Annotated in this window: 18 protein-coding genes; 11 read left to right on the top strand and 7 right to left on the bottom strand. The window is 66.2% G+C overall.

Annotated elements, in window-relative coordinates; translation table 11 throughout:
* Positions 1-291 precede the first annotated feature (291 nt).
* The 3 genes from ACWFRF_RS02120 (at position 292) to ACWFRF_RS02110 (ending at position 2256) form a co-directional block, all read left to right on the top strand.
* Positions 292-912, top strand: a complete 621-nt coding sequence (locus ACWFRF_RS02120) for an LppU/SCO3897 family protein (protein WP_449960630.1) — start codon at positions 292-294, stop codon at positions 910-912.
* A 150-nt stretch (positions 913-1062) separates the two neighbouring features.
* Complete coding sequence (locus ACWFRF_RS02115; protein WP_378989614.1) at positions 1063-1506, top strand: RDD family protein; 444 nt, start codon at positions 1063-1065, stop codon at positions 1504-1506.
* A gap of 99 nt (positions 1507-1605) precedes the next feature.
* Positions 1606-2256 (top strand): zinc ribbon domain-containing protein, encoded by a 651-nt coding sequence (locus ACWFRF_RS02110; RefSeq protein ID WP_379312808.1) that lies wholly within the window; start codon positions 1606-1608, stop codon positions 2254-2256.
* Positions 2257-2302: 46 nt separating this feature from the next.
* On the opposite strand, the gene ACWFRF_RS02105 is transcribed toward ACWFRF_RS02110, so the two are convergent.
* Entirely contained in the window at positions 2303-3100 is a 798-nt protein-coding gene (locus ACWFRF_RS02105) for an EI24 domain-containing protein (protein ID WP_452448530.1), read from the bottom strand.
* A gap of 127 nt (positions 3101-3227) precedes the next feature.
* On the opposite strand from ACWFRF_RS02105, the gene ACWFRF_RS02100 reads away from it, so the two are divergent.
* Entirely contained in the window at positions 3228-4445 is a 1218-nt protein-coding gene (locus ACWFRF_RS02100) for a TerD family protein (RefSeq protein ID WP_452448529.1), read from the top strand.
* A 51-nt stretch (positions 4446-4496) separates the two neighbouring features.
* On the opposite strand, the gene ACWFRF_RS02095 is transcribed toward ACWFRF_RS02100, so the two are convergent.
* On the bottom strand, positions 4497-4865 hold the full coding sequence (locus ACWFRF_RS02095; protein WP_452448528.1) for a VOC family protein: 369 nt from the start codon (positions 4863-4865) through the stop codon (positions 4497-4499).
* Positions 4866-4927: 62 nt separating this feature from the next.
* Here ACWFRF_RS02095 and ACWFRF_RS02090 point away from each other — a divergent pair, with 62 nt between their 5' ends.
* Positions 4928-5380, top strand: a complete 453-nt coding sequence (locus ACWFRF_RS02090; protein ID WP_449960640.1) for a MarR family winged helix-turn-helix transcriptional regulator — start codon at positions 4928-4930, stop codon at positions 5378-5380.
* Positions 5381-5411: 31 nt separating this feature from the next.
* Positions 5412-5996, top strand: a complete 585-nt coding sequence (locus ACWFRF_RS02085) for a QsdR family transcriptional regulator (RefSeq protein ID WP_379312804.1) — start codon at positions 5412-5414, stop codon at positions 5994-5996.
* Here the strand turns inward: ACWFRF_RS02085 and ACWFRF_RS02080 are convergent.
* Positions 5993-6592, bottom strand: coding sequence for a TetR/AcrR family transcriptional regulator (locus ACWFRF_RS02080; protein WP_452448527.1), 600 nt, complete (start codon positions 6590-6592; stop codon positions 5993-5995). The two genes, ACWFRF_RS02085 and ACWFRF_RS02080, sit on opposite strands and share 4 nt — an antisense overlap.
* 57 nt (positions 6593-6649) lie before the next feature.
* Here ACWFRF_RS02080 and ACWFRF_RS02075 point away from each other — a divergent pair, with 57 nt between their 5' ends.
* The 5 genes from ACWFRF_RS02075 (at position 6650) to ACWFRF_RS02055 (ending at position 13519) form a co-directional block, all read left to right on the top strand.
* The gene (locus ACWFRF_RS02075; RefSeq protein WP_452448526.1) at positions 6650-7813 is read left to right on the top strand and encodes an acyl-CoA dehydrogenase family protein; all 1164 of its coding nucleotides are present in this window, start codon (positions 6650-6652) and stop codon (positions 7811-7813) included.
* A gap of 9 nt (positions 7814-7822) precedes the next feature.
* On the top strand, positions 7823-8950 hold the full coding sequence (locus ACWFRF_RS02070) for an acyl-CoA dehydrogenase family protein (protein ID WP_452448525.1): 1128 nt from the start codon (positions 7823-7825) through the stop codon (positions 8948-8950).
* Positions 8950-10074, top strand: a complete 1125-nt coding sequence (locus ACWFRF_RS02065) for an alcohol dehydrogenase catalytic domain-containing protein (protein WP_378989624.1) — start codon at positions 8950-8952, stop codon at positions 10072-10074. The genes ACWFRF_RS02070 and ACWFRF_RS02065 overlap by 1 nt, the downstream gene beginning before the upstream one ends.
* A complete protein-coding gene (locus tag ACWFRF_RS02060; protein WP_387446816.1) occupies positions 10071-11513 on the top strand; it encodes an NAD-dependent succinate-semialdehyde dehydrogenase in 1443 nt (480 codons plus the stop codon). The genes ACWFRF_RS02065 and ACWFRF_RS02060 overlap by 4 nt, the downstream gene beginning before the upstream one ends.
* Positions 11514-11614: 101 nt before the next feature.
* Positions 11615-13519 (top strand): alkyl/aryl-sulfatase, encoded by a 1905-nt coding sequence (locus ACWFRF_RS02055; protein ID WP_452448524.1) that lies wholly within the window; start codon positions 11615-11617, stop codon positions 13517-13519.
* A 127-nt stretch (positions 13520-13646) separates the two neighbouring features.
* On the opposite strand, the gene ACWFRF_RS02050 is transcribed toward ACWFRF_RS02055, so the two are convergent.
* The 4 genes from ACWFRF_RS02050 to ACWFRF_RS02035 all read right to left on the bottom strand — a co-directional run bounded on the left by ACWFRF_RS02050 (position 13647) and on the right by ACWFRF_RS02035 (position 18558).
* A complete protein-coding gene (locus ACWFRF_RS02050) occupies positions 13647-14102 on the bottom strand; it encodes an NUDIX hydrolase (RefSeq protein WP_378989627.1) in 456 nt (151 codons plus the stop codon).
* A 333-nt stretch (positions 14103-14435) separates the two neighbouring features.
* Positions 14436-14849, bottom strand: coding sequence for a nuclear transport factor 2 family protein (locus tag ACWFRF_RS02045; protein ID WP_378660098.1), 414 nt, complete (start codon positions 14847-14849; stop codon positions 14436-14438).
* The gene (locus ACWFRF_RS02040) at positions 14846-15781 is read right to left on the bottom strand and encodes an NAD-dependent epimerase/dehydratase family protein (RefSeq protein WP_452448523.1); all 936 of its coding nucleotides are present in this window, start codon (positions 15779-15781) and stop codon (positions 14846-14848) included. The genes ACWFRF_RS02045 and ACWFRF_RS02040 overlap by 4 nt, the downstream gene beginning before the upstream one ends.
* 11 nt (positions 15782-15792) lie before the next feature.
* Complete coding sequence (locus ACWFRF_RS02035) at positions 15793-18558, bottom strand: AMP-binding protein (RefSeq protein ID WP_452448522.1); 2766 nt, start codon at positions 18556-18558, stop codon at positions 15793-15795.
* Between the last annotated feature and the right edge of the window lie 30 nt (positions 18559-18588).

Here is an 18588-nt window from a genome sequence, read left to right as displayed (position 1 = left end):
TCCTTTACGCATCACGAAAGTTTGCGCGGCAAAACGGCGTGCCGCTGCTCGGGGCACGAACCGTGTTGTCCGCCAGTGAGATCGGGCAGACAATAGCATCCTTTTCCGGCTGTCGGTGAACCGTGTCGAATTGGGCGGTGGACCAGTGTTTAGCATTGTTAAAAGACGTAGATTCACAATTCGACACGTTCGTGTGTGCCGTGTAAGAACTGTCAGGCGAGTGGGACGTCGGTCGGGGATGTCCAGCGGATGAGTAGGACAACACAGATGGCACGTCGAAGAAACCTAGCCATGCTCGGCGTGTCCATAGGGGCGGTGTTTGCCCTGGCAGGTGCGTTCTACCTGGCGCTTTCGGTCGTCGTGGGGTTCGCGGCCGAGGAGCCCGACGGGCCTGAGAATGCCTCCGCTGAAAAAACTTTGCCGAGCGAGGTTTCGGCAACTCAACCGCTGGGAACTATTACCGATGTTTCTGGCAGCGTCGTGTCGACTTTGACCAAATCCGCGACGCGGATTCCCTGGGTGGAACTGCGTGCCGGCGATTGTGTGGATTTGAATGCGAGTCCGGACGATATTCGCCAGGTCTCGTGCGGCGACATCAACTCCCGCTACAAGGTGACGGAATTGGCGTCGGTGGGCGGGCACTGCCCGGGCGACGTCGACCGCGCCCAACCTCGGACACTGCCCGGCGGCGTGGACCAAACCCTCTGCCTGGACATCGACTGGACCGTCGGGGAGTGCCTCGACATGGCGGGGGACGCGGCGAGGCACGTGGACTGCGCCGCCGACATCCCCGGTCGGGTCCGCGTCCTCGAGATCCGGCATGACACCACGGATGTGAACGTCTGCACGATCGGCGACCGCGGTGTCGTCTACGACCAGCGCCGCTACGTGGTGTGCGTCAGCACCCGCTGACCCGCCGGGATCGTCAGTCGGCCGTGCCGATGGTCGCGGCGGTCGTCTTCGCACTCGATGTGGCCTCGATCCGACTGACCGGCTCCTGCCCATTCGCTGTGTGTGAGATCCTCGGTGTACCACCGTGACTGGTGTATTCGAGGAGGAACCATGACCAACGCAGTCGGCATCACTCCCGCTGGAATCGGACGTCGGGCAGGGGCCAGGTTCATCGACTGGATCATCGCCGGAATCGTCGGCGCCGTGCTGTTCTGGATCCTCGAGCGAGTCACCGATCTGCCCAGCTGGATCGCGATCCTGCCCGGCGCCGGATTCGGGTTCCTGTACTTCGTCGTCTTCGAAGTGGCGACCGGATCGACCCCGGGCAAGAAGCTGCTCGGGCTGCACGTGAACGGCGCGGGCGGAGCGGTCAAGCCCGATCTCGTCGAATCGGCCAAACGCAACGCCTACATGCTGCTGAACCTGATTCCCTGGCTGGGCGGGCTGCTGTGGTTCGTCGCGGCCATCGGCATCGCGGTGACGGTGAGTTCGAGCCCGAGCAAACAGGGCTGGCACGACAAGTTCGCGGGTGGCACCCAGGTGGTCAAGGACTGATCCGGCCGTGGTGCGGTTGTGTTGCGTTCTTCGCGGCCCCCGGCGATAAGGAATCGGCGAACGCCGAAACTCCTGCGCCGGAAGAGGAACCGAACACACATGGCCGTACCGGTGGTCTTCACCAGCAACTGTTCCGACCAGTCCAACGACAACGGTTTCCAGTGGGAGTTCCGTTGCGAACGCTGCACCACCGTCCACCGGTCAGCGTTCCAGCAGAACTACCTGTCTCGGGGTCGCGGTGTGCTGCGCTCGATGCGTGATCTGCTCGGGGACCGAATCCCTCTCCTCCACAAAGTATCTTCGGCCGCGGACAGCTACTCCAACAGTTGGGGCGGCTCCGCGTCGAGCACCAAGGACGCTGCGTTCGCCAAGGCTGTCGACGAGGTAGCGCGCGAGTTCCGTCTGTGTGCGGGCTGTGGTTCGTGGACGTGTGCGCGGATCTGCTGGAACGACCATGTCGGACAGTGCACCAACTGCTCGCCGCAGGTGGGGCACCAGATCGCGCAAGCGCAGGCAGCCGCCCGCGGCGCGCAGATCCACCAGGCGGCTCAGCGTCAGGAGTGGGCGGGACAACACGACCTCGGTACTCCCGCGCGCGTCGCCTGCCCCACCTGCGCCGCCACCACCGACGGCGGCCGGTTCTGTCCATCCTGTGGCAGCGCACTCGACATCCGCATCGATTGCCAAGGTTGCGGTTCCCCTGTAGGTCCAGGCGCGCTGTTCTGCTCGAACTGCGGTCGCGCCAGATAGGCGCGGCGATCGGGGGCGCTCACGACATCGGCATGAGCGCCCTCGGTTATCGGAGCGGTGTCGTCATCGCTTCGCTGACCAGTGGTTTACCCTCCGGTCGGTTCTCCTCGCCGAGGCTGCGCACCAGCAGCGTCGCACCCGCGACGGCGCCGGGCATCAGCAGCACGGCCACGAACGGGATCAGGAAGACAAGGGCGAGCGGAACACCGAAGCCCCAGGCGAGCATGCGTCGTCCGCGCAAGACGGACAGTTGTTCGCGCAGTTCGACGCCGCGACGCTGCCATGCCACCGCGGTGAGTTCTTGCGCGAGGAAGAAGGCGGTCACGCCGATCCCGATCACCGGAACGACGGTTTGGCCGAGGACGGGGATGAACCCGAGAACGAACAACAGCACGGCCCAGACCAGCACTCTGATCAGCAGGCGAACACTGTCGCGGGTCGATATCCACAGATCCCGCCCGAACCCGTTGCCCGATTCCGGTGCGGTGCCGTCCGCGGACTCCGACCTGTCGACCTGCTCGGACAGTCGCTCGTAGAACGGCTGCCCGATCACCAAGGTGATCGCGGTGAACGCCACGACCGCGACCAGGGCCCCGAACCCGAACAACACCACGCCCAGCAACCCACGAAACAGCCCGCGCCACGGCGAGTTCCAGTCGTCGGCGAACGGCGACATCCATGCGGTGAAGTCCCCGACACCGAACGCCGCTACGGTGAACACCGCGACGTAGAGGATCAACGTGACCAGGCCGGGCAACAGCCCGAAGCCGAACCAGCGACCGTGGCTCGCGACCCACCGCTGCCCGCTCCACAAGTAACCGAACCCTGTCCCCAGTTCATGCATGGCCGTAGCCTATCCGCGATCGATCGACCCCTCGGCGGTGTTGTGGGCGTTGAGGTTTCACGCCCTGGTACGAAATGATTTCTCGTACAGTGGAACCAAGCATTCCTCGGGGGTGAGAGGCGCAACGGTGTCGACGAGTCTGTCGAAAGGGCAGAACAGCCCGCTGACCGTCCACGATGTCGTGGTCGCGGTGCAGATCGATGCGGCCGCGGACCTGTCGGCGCTACTGGTCACCGACGCGGGCAAGGTTCGCTCGGACGCGGACTTCGTCTTCTACAACCAGCCGACGGGGCCCGGAGTTCGTCTGCAGCCGAGCTCGTCGGGGCGACCGTCAGGGTTGGCGGTTTCGCTGGATCAGGTCCCGGCCGATGTCGCCCAGATCCGGGTGGTGATCACCCTCGACGACGCGCGTGCCACGTTCGGACGGATTGCGGCCCCGTCGGTGTTCGTGGCAGACGCATCCGGCATTCGGTTGTACGAGTACCGGATCGACGGGTTGACGACCGAGTCCATCGTGATCGCGGTCGAGTTCTACCGTCGCCAGGGCAGTTGGAAGGTTCGCGCGGTCGGACAGGGATACGCCGGTGGATTCGCCGCCTTGGTCACCGACCACGGCGTCACGGTCGATGACCCTCCGCCGCCGGTCCACCCCACCACGCCAGTCCCGAGCTATCCGTCGCCGCTTCCAGCGACTGCCGGTCACCCGCCACCGCCGCGCGCGACGCCACCGGTCGCCGCCGGTGAGGTCAGGCTGTCGAAGAATCGACCCGTCAGCCTGGCGAAAGGCCAGCGGGTCACGCTGCGCAAAGACGATGGCGTCGCGTTGACCTTCATTCGGATGGGGTTGGGCTGGGATCCGATCCGGCGCGGCGGGCTGTTCGGGCGCCGCGCGATCGAGATCGACCTCGACGCCTGGGTGGCGATGTTCGCCGACCGAAATCTGGTCGACGTCGCCTATTACGGGCAGCTCGTGTCCAAAGACGGCTCGATCCGGCACCAGGGTGACAACCTCACCGGTGAGGGGGAGGGCGACGACGAGGTGATCCTGGTCGATCTGACCCGCGTCCCGGCTCACGTCACCACGTTGCTGTTCATCGTGACCTCGTACCAGGGACATACTTTCGAGAAGGTCGTCAACGCGTTCTGTCGCTTGGTGGACAACACGACCGACACCGAACTGGCCCGATACTCGCTGACCGGTGGGATGCGGTGCACCGCGATGGCCATGGCGAAGGTCTTTCGCGGCGACGGAGACTGGCAGCTGCAAGCCCTCGGCGAGGGCTTCGATGCCAAGCATCCCGGTGAGGCGGTGCCCCTGCTCGGACGATTCGTCACACGAGGATGACCTAGCTCCTGGGGTCGACAAGGGCCGCGGGAGCCGGTGATCGGCCGGCCGTCACGTGCGGTCGTGGAGAGTGACGTGATAGCCGTCGGGGTCGGCGAAGGTGAAGGTTCGGCCGAAGGGGCCGTCGATCGGTGCGGCGACGATGGTGTGACCGTCGGCGGCGAGAGCATCGTGAACGGCCTGGACATCTGTGGCGTGGAGCCAGATCGCGGCACCGATGCCGGGCTGGGAAACGGAGGCGAGATCGGTGCCGGGAACGATGTCGCGCAGGGCGAACGCGATCGGTTTCGTCTCGAAGACGACGGCGTGCGGAGGACCGTTCGGTGAGCGGACGAGGCCGAGGTACTGCTCGTAGAACGCCTGGGAAGCGTCGAGGTCGCGTGTTTGCAGCGAGAGGAAGTCGGGGCCGGTGGCGGGCATGATGAACTCCTTCTAGTCGTGTCAGTATCCTGACACGAACCAATCTATGTCAGAATACTGACATGAGTCAAGACGGAGTAGATCTGGGGACGTCACTGGGCTACCTGCTGAAAGAGGCGTCGAGCGCGCTCCGCATCGCCATGGAGGAAGTGCTGCGCCCGCTCGGAATGAGCGTGACGCACTACTCCTGCCTCGAGCTGCTGGCTCAGCGACCGGGCTTGTCGAACTCCGAGCTCGCGCGGGGCGCGTTCGTCACCCGGCAGACGATGAACGTGCTGCTCCAGACCCTGGAACGAGACGGCTATGTGACCAGGCCCGCGGCGGCGCCCGTCGGGAAGGTTCTTCCCACGCGGCTCACACCTCGCGGACGACGGAGTCTCGAACAGGCCACCGTGGCCGTCCGGTCCGTCGAGGTCAGAATGCTGGCCGGCATGACCGAGGCCGAGCAGTCGGGCGCGTTCCGGATCCTGCGGAGCATGATCGGTTCTCTGCGCGAGGACAGCGACGGCGCATAGTCCGTTCCCCGGCGCGCTCTATGCTGTCGGCGTGGCACGCACCGAAGGAACCCGAGCTCCCGGCCGCCCGGCCGCGGCGAGCCGTGACGACGTGCTGGATGCTGCCGTGCAGGTCTTCCTGGCGGGTCATCGAGTCGACGCGAATGCCATTGCCGCCCAACTCGGTCTGGGCCGCACCAGTATCTACCGGTGGTTCGGTTCCCGGGACGGGCTGCTCGGGGCCGCTTTGGCGCGCCAGCTCGAGCGCATGGTCGCCTACGCCGAACGGCGCAGCACCGCCACCGGCGGGGAACGGCTCGTGGAGATCCTCGACCGCGCCATTCACTGGCTGGTCGAAGACGGTTCGCTGCGCACCTACTTCGATCAGGAATCCACGTCGGCACTGCGCGTGATCACCCGCAGCGACGGGGTGGTGCACCCGGCGGCGGTCTCGATCGTGGAAGGTCTGCTCGAACGCGCCGAGGAGCAGGGCTATCAGCCGCCGATCGATCGCGCCACCCTCGCGTATGCCTTGGTCCGGCTGTGGGAGGCGTTCCTGTACAACGACGCGGTGGCCGGATTCCAGGGTGACGTGGAGCGGCTGAGTCGCGTCCAGGCTGCCCTGCTTCGGGCTTAGTCGCCACTGTCGCGCAGGCGTGAGCAGTACCACGCGGCAAGGATGTCCAGCGCCGCCTGTCGCGATATCGGTTGCCGCAGGCGGTGCCATTCGTGTGCCGCCGCCAGGGTCGCGCCGATGAGTCCGGCGGCGAGGAGGCGGGTGCGCTGTGACCGATTTACGTACGGGTGCAGGTGAGTGGCCAGCGTGTCGACGAAATCCGCCAGTGCCCTGGCGATTCGGGACTCGACGGTGTGGTCGCCGACGGCCCCTGCACCGAAAACCAGCTCCGATGTGGAATGCGGGCCGGACTCGACGAGATCGAAGAGCACCGTCACGCAGTGCCGCACCTGGTCGACGTCTGAGGTCGCCGCGTCGTGGGCGTTGCGCAGCCTGTCCGCGACGTCGTCCAGATACTCCAGGATCACCGCGAGATAGAGCTCGCTCTTGGTGGAGAAGTGGCGGTAGAGAACGGGTTTGGTCACATCGGCGACGGCGCTCACGGTGTCCATCGTGGTGCCGTGATAGCCGTGCGCGGTGAACGTCGTCCGCGCGGCGGTGATGAGCCGACCGCGCTGCACGCTGCCGGATCGAGACGTTGCGAAGGAAGTGCTCATGTGCCGGGTCCCTACCTCCATTTGATACACGCAGAACTCTATGTAACATACTGGACCATGCAACTGGCCTTCACCGAGGACGAGCTCGCCTTCCGCGACGAGCTGCGAGCCTTCTTCCGCCGTGAGATTCCCGCGGACATCTGCGGGCGGAACCGACACATGCACGAGCTGAGCAAAGACGACTTCGTCACCACTCAGCGCATCCTCAACGCCGCCGGGCTGGCCGTACCCCACTGGCCCGTCGAGTGGGGTGGCCGGGACTGGTCGGCCGTGCAGCACCACATCTGGCATCACGAAATGCAGCTCGCCTCGGTGCCCGAGCCACTCACCTTCAACACGAACATGATCGGCCCGGTACTCGCCGAGTTCGGCTCGCCCGAGCTCAAGGCCCGATTCCTGCCCGCGACGGCGAATCTCGACATCTGGTGGTGCCAGGGCTTTTCCGAGCCCGACGCCGGCTCCGACCTGGCCTCGCTGCGCACCGTCGCGGTGCGCGACGGTGATCACTACGTGGTCAACGGGCAGAAGACCTGGACCACCGCCGCGCAGAGCGCGGACTGGATGTTCTGCCTGGTCCGCACCGATCCCACCGCGCCCAAGAAGCAGGCAGGCATCTCGATGCTGCTGTTTGCCATGGACACCCCCGGAGTGACGGTGCGGCCGATCGAGCTGATCGACGGCGGCTTCGAAGTCAACGAGGTGTTCCTGGAGAACGTGCGCGTCCCGGCCGATCAGCTGGTCGGCCAGGAGAACCACGGCTGGGCCTACGCCAAATTCCTGCTCGGCAACGAACGCACCGGCATTGCCGCGGTCGGGCAGACCGAGGTCCGCCTGGAGCTGGCGAAGGAATACGCCGCCCAGACCAGGCTCGGCACCGGCACGCTCCTCGACGACGCGACCTTCGCCGCCCGGATCGCCGATCTCGACAACGAACTGCTGGCACTCGAGCTGGTGCAGCTGCGGGTCGCGGCGAGTTCGAGTGGCGGCGCTCCCAACCCCGTCTCGTCGATCCTCAAACTGCGCGGTACCGAACTGCAGCAGGCCGTCACCGAACTGCTCGTCGATATCGCGGGCCCCGCTGCCGTCGCCCGGGTGGGGGAGACCGACGACTGGGCGCGTCGCACCATCGCCGGATACCTGAACTACCGCAAGACTTCCATCTACGGAGGATCGAACGAAGTGCAGCGCACCATCATTGCCTCGACGATCCTCGGACTGTGAGTAACCGCCATGGATTTCACCTTCACCCCTGAGCAGACCCTGCTGCGCGACACGGTGCGCAGCGTGCTGACCCGCCACTACACTCCCGGACGCCGCGCGGAGGTGATCGCCGATGTTCCCGGCTGGGATCCGAAGGTGTGGGCGGACTTCGCCGAGGTCGGTCTGCTCGGGCTGACCGTGTCCGTCGAGGACGGCGGCGTCGGCGGCGGCCCGATCGAAACGATGCTCGCGCTGGAGGAAATCGGCCGCACCCTGGCGCCGGAACCGATCTTCGACTGCGCCCTGCTACCCGCCCTCGTGATCGGCCGGGCGGGCACGGCAGACCAGCGTGCGTCCCTGCTGCCCGGAATCGTCGACGGCGAGCAGCTGTTCGCCTTCGCCCACGCCGAGCCCGGCGTCCGCTGGCCGGACACGCGTTCGGAAACCCTGGCCGTCGCCAACGGTGACCGGTGGACGCTGACCGGTCGCAAAAGTCCTGTGCCCTCGGGAGATCGGGCCGACCGGTTGATCGTCTCGGCCGTGGTACCCACCGGCGAGACCGCGTTGTTCCTGGTCGATGCCGAGGAGACGGCGGTCGTGCGCACCGCCTACCGCACCTACGACGGAGGTAGTGGCGCCGAGATCGAATTCCGTGGTGCGCCCGCCGAGTTGCTCGGCGCCGACCTCGACGCCGGTGCGATCATCGACGAAGCCGTGATCACGACGCAGGCCGCACTGGGCGCCGAAGCGGTCGGTGCGATGGCCGAGGCGTTGCGACTCACCACGGAGTATCTGAAGACCCGCAAGCAGTTCGGTGTCGCGCTGCGCACCTTCCAGGCTCTCACCCACCGGGCGGCGGACATGTACGTCGCGCTGGAACTGGCCCGCAGCATGAACCTGTACGCGGCGATGTCCTTGGCAGACGGCGTCATCGATCCGACGGTGGCTTCCCGTGCGAAACGGCGAATCGACCTCTCCGGCAAACACATCGGCCAGGAGGCCATACAGCTGCACGGCGGAATCGGCATGACCGCCGAATACCCGGTCGGGCACTACACCGCCCGGCTCACCACCATCGAACACACCCTGGGCGACACGAACGATCACCTGCGCTACCTGTCCGGTCCGCTGGCCGAGCACCGGAAAGCGAAGATCTGATGCGTATCCGTGGCGCGGTTCTCGACCACCCCGACCGGCCGCGGCCGTTCGCGTCGTCGCGCCCGATCGGGGTCTACGACCTCGAACTCGACGCGCCGGGCCCCACCGAGGTGCTGGTCAGGATCGAAGCGGCCGGTGTGTGCCATTCCGATCTCAGTGTGGTCGACGGCAATCGGGCGCGGCCGCTGCCCATGCTGCTCGGCCACGAGGCGGCGGGCATCGTGGTGGCACTCGGCGACCAGGTCGACGATCTGACAGTGGGTGACCGGGTGGTGATGTCGTTCCTGCCGCGGTGCGAGCGCTGTGCGGCGTGTGCCCGCGGCGGTGAGCTGCCCTGCACCGAAGGGACCCGGTCGAACACGGCAGGCGAGCTCCTGCACCACCCCGGCAGACTGACCAGGGCCGGCAGGCCCGTGCGTCATCACCTCGGCGTCTCCGGGTTCGCCACGCACGCGGTGATCGACCAGGCCTCGGTCGTCGCGGTCGGCCGCGACGTGCCGCCCGAGGTCGCGGCACTGTTGGGGTGCGCCGTCCTGACCGGGGGCGGCGCCGTGCTCAATGTCGCCGACCCGGGACCGGAGGACGACCTGATGGTGGTGGGGCTGGGCGGCGTCGGTATGGCCGCGTTGCTCACCGCCTCCGCGATCGGGGTGCGGCGCATCGTTGCGGTCGACCGTCTGCCCGCCAAGCTCGCGGCCGCCCGCGACCTCGGTGCGACCGAAACCTGCACACCCGAACAGGTTGCGGCACAGGGGATCCGGGCGCGCTACGTGATCGAGTGCGCTGGTCACCCCGCCGCGTTCGAAACCGCCTTTCTGGCCACCGCTCCCGGTGGAACCACCGTCACCGTCGGTCTGCCCGCCCCGTCGGCCACTGTGACACTGTCACCCCTGATGTTCACCGCGGAAGCCCGCACCGTGGTCGGTAGCTACCTCGGCTCCGCGGTACCGGCGCGCGATATCCCGCGCTACGAGCAGATGTGGCGGGCGGGCAGGCTGCCGGTCGAGAAACTGATCTCCGCCCGCATCGGACTCGACGACCTCAACGAGGCGATGGATCAACTCGCCGACGGCGCGGCGGTGCGTCAGGTGATCGTCTTCGAACCCGACATGGAGCCACGATGACATCCACCCTTTCCGACCTCCCGGTCGCCCAGTTCATCGGCGGCGACTGGGTGCACAGCGCGGCGACGATGCCGGTGCGCAACCCCGCCACCGGCGAAGAGGTCGCCACCGTCGCCGATGGTGACGACCGGACTGCCTCGGCCGCCTTGGACGCCGCGGTCGCCGCCCAGGACGACTGGGCGGCCACCGATCCGCGCCACCGCAGCGACATCCTGCTGCGCGCGTTCCACCTGCTGCATGCCGACACCGAGCGCATCGCCCACACGATCAGCCTGGAAATGGGCAAACCGCTCGCCGAGGCACGCGGCGAAGTCGCCTACGGCGCCGAATTCCTGCGCTGGTTCGCCGAGGAAGCCACCCGTGGCAGCGGAGCGTACTTCCGCGCACCGAGTGGTGGCCGCCGCATCGCTGTCCGCACACAGCCGGTGGGCCCGGTTTTCGCGATCACACCGTGGAATTTCCCCCTGGCCATGGTCACCCGCAAGGTGGCCCCGGCCCTCGCCGCGGGCTGCACCGTTGTTCTCAAGCCCGCACCCCAAACCCCGCTCACCGCAGTGGCATTCATGCAGATCCTGGCGAAGGCAGGCGTGCCACCAGGGGTCGTCAACTGTGTCACCACCTCGCGCGCGCCGCTGGTGTCGGCGCGGATTCTCACCGACCGGCGGCTCCGCAAGCTCACCTTCACCGGCTCCACCGCCGTCGGCCGCACCCTGCTGACCCAAGCCGCGCAAGGAGTCCTGCGGGTTTCGATGGAACTCGGCGGCAACGCTGCCTTCGTCGTCCTGGAGTCCGCCGACCTGGACAAGGCCGTCGACGGCGCGGTGCTCGCCAAACTGCGCAATGCGGGCCAGACCTGTGTCGCCGCCGACCGCTTCCTGGTCCACGAATCGCGGGCAGCGGAGTTCACCGACCGGTTCCTCGCCGCCGTTTCCGCGCTGCCGGTGGGCGACGGCCTCGACCGAGCCACCCGCATCGGACCCGTGATCGACGACGCGGCGGTACAGCGGATCACCGCGCTCGTCGACGAAGCGGTCAGCCAGGGCGCACACCTGCACACCGTCGGAACCGACACCGCAGGATCCGGTTACTTTGTGCAACCGGCGGTCCTGACAGACGTCGACACCCGAACCCGGCTCTGGAATTCTGAAGTATTCGGCCCCGTCGCCGCGATCCGCACCTTCACAGACCCGGCCGAGGCCCTGCAACTGGCCAACGACACCGACTCTGGCCTGGCCGGGTACGTCTTCGGCGAAAACCTCAGCGACACCCTCGAATTCGCCGAGAGCCTGCAGACCGGCATGGTCGGTGTGAATACCGGCGCAATCTCCGACCCGGCCGCGCCCTTCGGCGGGATGAAATCGTCCGGACTGGGACGGGAGGGTGGCAGCACCGGGCTGGAGGAGTACCAGGAACTGCAGTACCTGGCCATCGACCGGTGACGTGCCGATCGGTGAGGTTCACCCAATTCGTGTGATGCGATCTCGGCGGTGCCGGACGATCGTCGATCCCGACGATTCCCGGACCCCGACAGGAGCGCTGCATGTGCGAGAAGCCGAAGCCCGCGAGCGCCGCGACAACGGATATCAACCACGCCGCGACGCAGCTCTACGACCTGGAGAACCGGGCCGACTTCGCCGATGCGCAGCGAGGGCTCATCGCTCCACTTCCGGGCACCGTCTACTCCGACGCCGATCCCCACCAGGTGGTCTTCGACCCCGCCGAGTTCGACTACCTCCGTGGTGACCCGCCGGTCCCGGACTCGGTGAACCCCAGCCTGTGGCGGCAATCGCAGCTCATCAGCATGGGCGGGCTGTTCGAGGTGACCAAGGGTGTCTACCAGGTCAGAGACAACGACATCGCGAACCTGACGGTGATCGAGGGCGAGGACGGCATCATCGTCATCGACTGCATGGCCGGTGTCGAATCCGCGCGGCAGGGCATGGACCTCATTCGTGAACATGTCACCGACAAACCCGTCGCGGCGGTGATCTACACCCATACCCATGTCGACCACTACGGCGGCGTGAAGGGGGTGGTCTCGGCAGAGGATGTGGCGTCGGGCAAAGTGCCGATCATCGCCCCGGGTCTGCAGTTCGACAAGTTCGCGATCGGTGAGAACGTCGTCGCCGGTAATGCCATGGCGCGCAGAAGCTTCTACGCTTTCGGCGCGCTGCTGCCGCCCGGTGAACGTGGGTTCGTCACCTGCGGTATCGGTATCGCGTCGACGAACGGGCCGTCGATCTCCTACATCTCACCCACCGACCTCATCACCGAATCCGGGCAACGGCGCGAGATCGCGGGCGTCGAGTTCGAATTCCTCTACACCCCCGACACCGAGGCGCCGGAGGAGATGCACATCTGGATTCCGCAGTTGAAGGCGTTGACCTGCGCCGAGAATGCCAACCATGCCCTGCACAACATCCAGACGCTGCGCGGCGCCCGCACCCGCGACGCCCGCAACTTCGCCCGCTATCTCGACGAGACCTTGGAGCGGTGGGGCGACGACGTCGAGGTCCACTACGGCCCCCACACCTGGCCGGTCTGGGGCAACGAGAACGTCACCACCCTGCTGGAATCTCAGCGCGACACCTACAAGTTCATTCACGACCAGGCCCTGCGGTTGGCCAACAAGGGTTACACCCCGCTCGAGGCCGCCGAGGTGATCGAACTGCCCGACGAGCTGGGCCGGAACTGGGCCAACCGCGGCTACCACGGCACCCTGCACCACGACGTGCGCGCGGTGTACACCAAGGAACTCGGAATGTGGGACGGCGATCCGGTCTCGCTGCACCCCCACACGCCCGTGGACGCGGCAACTCGGTTCGTCGAATTCGCCGGCGCCGACAACATTCTCGCCGAGGGCGAGCGCGCGATCGCGACGGCCGACTACCGCTGGGCGGCCGAGATCCTGCACAAATTGGTGTTCGCCCAGCCCGACAACCAGCGAGCCAAAGACCTGCAAGCCGACGCCTACGAGCAGATGGGCTATCAGGCAGAGGGTCCGCAGTGGCGCGGGATCTTCCTCTCGGCCGCACTCGAACTGCGTGAGGGTACTCAGCCACCGCCGTATGTGGTCGCCAGCCAGGACACCATCTTGGCCATGCCCATCGACATCCTGTTCGACTTCGTCGCGGTGCACATCATCGGCGAACGTGCCGCCGAGGTGGACTTGCGCCTAGATCTGGACTTCACCGATGCCGGTGAGCAATGGACGATGTGGGTTCGCCGCGGCGTGCTCAACGCACGCCGCGGCAAGTCCGACAACCCACAGGTAGCAGTGTCCGGACCGAAGCCGTTCCTGGTCTCGACACTGTTGAAGCCGGAGACTGCGGTCCCCCTCGCCGACAGCGGCAAGATCACGATCACGGGCGATCCGGCGGTCCTCACCACCTTCGGCACGCTCCTCGACGAGTTCGATCCGGCTTTCCCGATCGTCACCCCCTGATCCGCCGTGAGAGGTCCGCGAACTGGTACCGACCCCGAGCGGCTGCCGTCGGTGTCGACGAGTCGGCACAACCGGACCGGGGGCGACGAATTCCCGGACCTCGTTCAGTGACGCCGAGACCTGGATTTCATCCGAGGACGAGGTTGCGGTAGGTATCGAGGATGCCGCGGATCGACGATGTCACCGGCAGCTCACCATCGAGTGGTGCCCAGATGTAGCGGGCGTGCGCGGTGAGGTGGATCGGGTGTGTCGCGGCGACATCGACGGCGAAATGCAGACGGCGAACCGGGTGTGCGTCGGGGGACAGGTAGTCGAAATCCCCGACGTGGTGGCGGATGCCGGTGACCATCAGCCCAGTTTCCTCGAGCACGCCGCGGGCGACCGCCGCTGCGAGGGATTCTCCCGGCATCACCGTCGCACCGGGCAGCTTCAAGGGTGCCTTGATCGGACCGGTGTCGTGGCGCTCGAGAAGTAGTATCTGCCCACCACGATCGATGATCGCGCCGACTCTCGGTGCGGTGCCGTCGATCGCGGCCCGGCGGGACAGATCTTCGAACTCCGACTCAGATACCGTAGGACTCACCGACTCTTCACTCCTACACCCACTCGATACCAACGGCCGGATTCGACGAACACAGCCGACTATTACGGTACTTGCCGGACGCCGCAGATGGAGGCGAACCGGAGGGTAGCTTGAGTTGGCCACTGCTGCAGCGAAACTGGACAATTGACCGCTGATCCGGTCGATGCTGGGAACAGTCGCCGCTGCGCACTTTCTTCGACGCTTGCTTTGGTCGCACCACTGGCGGTGTTGTCGAGGCGATCAACAACGTGGATCAACCCGACGTGGTCGGTCCTCGGTAGATCGCTATACGTGCCGTGACCGCGCCGTGGGCAGCCCACGGCGCGGTCGGTGTCAGCTTTCGATGGCGGCGTGGAAGGCCACGGTGTCGAAGATGTCTTCCATCCGGGTGGCTTTGCCGTGGCGCATGGTCCAGGAATGCAGGAACGGCAGGGTGGTGATCGTCCCGCTGCGGGCGGTGACCCGGCGGGTGCCCATGACGATGACGCGGTCGTTCTGTTCGATGAACTCGACCGGATCGAGCGCCATGCCGCCGAGTACCGACGGAACATGGGCGAGGAACTGCTTGATTCCGTCGTGGCCGATCTTGGTTCCGCCGAGGCCGTACTTGTGCATGCCGTCCGGGTGGACCCATTCCACGTCGTCGTGCATGACGGACAGGATCTTGCCGACATCGCGCGTGGCGAAACCGTCGTAGGACGTGCGGATGGCCTCGATGTTCGGTGTCGTCACCTGTGCGCGGCTCATGACGACGTCACCTGACGCACGTGCGCCGGGTGGTGCGCGGCGAGCGTGCGACGAATACCGTCGCGCCAGTCGACCGTGCACGGGCCGGTGAGGGACCGGCGCAGTTCGGGATCGAACTGGTAGGTCTCACGGGTGACCTCGGCGGGGACGAGTTTCGCCTCGATACCGCTGAGCTCTTCGAGGTATCGCACACAGTCGGTGATACCCACCGATTCGTCACCACCCCAGTTGACGAGCCTGGCCGGCACCGACGCCGCGTTCCACAGCTCGGGAACATGGGCGACGAGGTCGTCGGTGTAGAGCAGCGAACACCAGTTCTGCCCCTCCAGCGGAACCGGAATCGGTTCCCCGGCCAGCATCCGCTGGAAATACAGCATCGGCACACCGCCGTATCCGCCGGGACCGTAGGCGATGTTGAGCCGGGCGATCGTGGTCGGGAGTTCGAGCACGTTGGCCATCGCCCGCACGGTGCCTTCGGCGGCGATCTTGCCGACCGGGTAGGTGGGCAGCCAGTCGGCGACGCCGTCGATCGGGTCGGATTCGCGATAGGCGTGGTCGAGGGTCTGCCGTTTGTAGAGCGCGCCGGTCGAGACGAACAGGAACGACTCGGCGGTGCGGCAATGTGTCATGAGCCGCGCACAGGCGGTGGCGTTGATGCCGAGCGCGTCCTCGAAATCGCTGCCGTCACCGCGATGGACCGCGGAGTGCAGTACGTGGGTGAAATCGGTGGGCAGCTGTTCGTAGCCCGCGGCGGTGGTGTCGTTCATGTCCCACTGACGCGTGATCACACCGACGTCGCGCAGTTCGGCTTCGACACCCGGTGTCCCGAAGCGGCCGAGACACCAGACCTCGTTGTCTGCGGCGAGCGCCTCGGCGACAGGTCTGGCGACCTGCCCGGTCCCGCCGGTGATCAGAATCTTCTTGCCGTGCAACGTGTTTCTCCCTATCGGTCGGCGTCGGCGAGTGCCCGGTCGAGTTCCTTGCGCAGAACGGACTGGAACGCGGTAACGTGCCGTGGCCCCATCAGCGTGTAGTGCTCGCCGGGGACGTCGATGTAGCGGTTGGGTTCAGTGGTGAACTCGTCCCACCGGCTGAGTTCGTTGTCGATCCAGTCTTGTTTGGTGCCGCGCAGGGGAACCGCGCAGAACACGCTCATCGAGCGCACGGCACCACTGGGCGAGTACGTGCGGCCCAGGCCGGTGAGACCGTCGGCGAGCTCGGCCCATGCCGTGAACTTCGTCAGGTCCAGATCGAGTTCGGCGATCCGTTCGGGTGGGGCGAGCTCGATCAGGCGTGCGAGCTGCCGGCTCTTGGGCAGTGCGCGCAGCTCGGCGGGCAATTCGGCGGCCTGCCGCTTGCTGATCAGGTCGAGGAACATCGCCAGATTCGCCGCGGTCTCGGTGAAGTCCAGCTCGTCCATCCGGTACTTGATATGCGGTGGCAGGTTGAAGCTGCCGAGGAAATCGACCCGCTCGCCCTCGGCCTCGAGTCGCTTGGCGATCTCGAAAGCCACCGCGGCACCGAAGGAGTAACCGGCGAGGGCATACGGTCCGTGCGGTTGCCGTCGGCGGATGGCATCGAGATAGACATCGACCATCTCGTCGAAGGTGTGGAACGGCTCCTCACCGCTGTTGAATCCGCGGGCGCGCAGCGCGTAGAACGGCCGATCACCGACGAAGTACTTCGCCAGGTTGACGAAAACCAGGACTTCGCCGACGCCGGGGTGGACACAGAACAGCGGCGTTTTGTCGCCACTGGTCTGCAACGCCACGATCGGATCGTATCGGCGCGGTCCGTCGCCGCCGCCGTCGACGATGGCGGCCAGCTCCCGCACCGACGGGGCGGTCAGGATGGCGATGATCGGCAGGGTCGCCACCTCGAAGCGGCGCGCGATCTGCTGCTGCAATCGAAGGATGTCGAGCGAGGTGCCACCCAGATCGAAAAAGCTTGCCGTGACGCTGATTTCGGTGACCGGAAGATCGAACAGCTCCGCGTAGACACCGGTCAGGATCGACTCGGTGTTGCCCTCCGGTGCCGAATATCCGCCGAGCTGACGGGTTGTGACAGCCGCGGTGTCGGCGATGACCTGGTCGTAGCCACCCGATTCGAGCCGTTGGCGCATGCGTGGCCGCAAGGTCTTACCCAGACTCGTCTTGGGAAAGTCCGCCTTGTCCAGCGGCAGGATGAATCCGGGCCGGAACCCGCACAGCAACACGACCGTGGAACGCACCGCGGTCAGCAGGCGATGCAGACCGGCTTCGTCGGCTCCGGTCTCGGCGTGGATGGCGATCACGAGCTGTTCGGTGTCACTGCCGGGGCGCCGCGTCGGGAACGCGGCGACATAGCCGGGGGAGATGCCGTCGAGTTCCTCGATCGCCGTTTCGATCTCGTGGCTGAAATAGTTGACGCCGTTGACGATGACGCTGTCCTTGCTGCGCCCGACGAGCGTGAGCCTGCCGTCGGCCAGCCGCCCGAGATCGCCCGTGCGGAACCAGCCGTCGGCGGTGAAAGCCTCGCGGGTGGCGTCCGCATTGTTGAAGTAGCCGTGAGTGACCATCGGGCCGAGCAGTTGCACCTCGCCGGTCGCACCGTCGGGTAGTGACAGGTCTTCGTCGTCGGCGACCCGCAGCTGCAATCGGGGCACCGGATGCCCGACAGCGGCGAACTCCTGCCCGGTGTCGGCACTGGGGAAATCGCGATTGTAGATGCTGCCCGCGCAGGTCTCGGTCATCCCGAACGCGGGCCACAACGCGGCGTCGTGCAGGCCGCAGGCGGCGAAGGTCTGCAAGAACGCCTGTCCCGTCGCGACCACATTGGCTTCGCCACCGCTCACGATGTGGCGCAGGCAGGTCAGATCGAGCAGGTCGCTGTCGCTTTCTGGTTCGAACAACGAATTCAACTGGCCCAGTAGGAAATTCGGTGTGAAGGTCATGGTCACCCGGTGGCGGGAGATGATCCGCAGGAACTGCATCGGGTCGTCGGCGACGATCTCGCTCGGAGCATGGATCTGCTGCGCTCCGGAATACAGCGGAAGCAGATGTGTTTCCAGCAGCGCCGCGACATGATCGAACGAGATCCAGTTGAAGGTGGTATCGGCCGGGGTGAGGTGCTGCACCGCCGACTTGCCGGCCATGGAGCTGAGCAGGTTGCCATGGGTGAGTGACACCGCTTTGGCGTTTCCGGTGGATCCGGAGGTGAGGACCAGCAGCGCGAGGTCGTCGCTGCTCGCGTGGTGCACGAACGGTGGGTGTTCGCCCGTCCGCAGGGATTCCACCGTCACCGGCGCCAGTCCTGACACGGCGGGCATGGTGTCGCGCATCGCGAGCGATGTCACCACCAGTGGGCCTTCGAGCAGTTCGCCGACATGGCGCAGTGCGCTCGCCCAGCGCGTCGGGTCGGCGGGCTGGGCGACCATGGGACACGGGACGAACCCGCCGAGGAAACAAGCCCACAGCACGGTGACGAAGTCTTCGTGATCATCGAGCAGGAGAACGACTTTCGACTGTGGTCGCAGCCCCTGGTCGCGCAGCGCGCCGGTCAGCCGCAAGGCGTCGTCGAGCAGTTGTGGATGGGAACGATGGACCCGAACCGCGGGTGCGTCGGCGGTGCGTTGCAAATAGGTCGTGCCGCTGGTCGGATGATGGCGCGCGGCGTGCAGGAGAATTTGTGGTACCGACTCGGCGTCGCGTACCGCATGCGGTACAGGCACCGTCGAAAGAATCGATGTAGCAGTCATTTT

The organism is Nocardia sp. NPDC055165 (assembly GCF_053606985.1).
The sequence above is the reverse complement of the archived record's forward strand: the minus strand, read 5'-3'. Positions and strand labels throughout refer to the sequence as shown.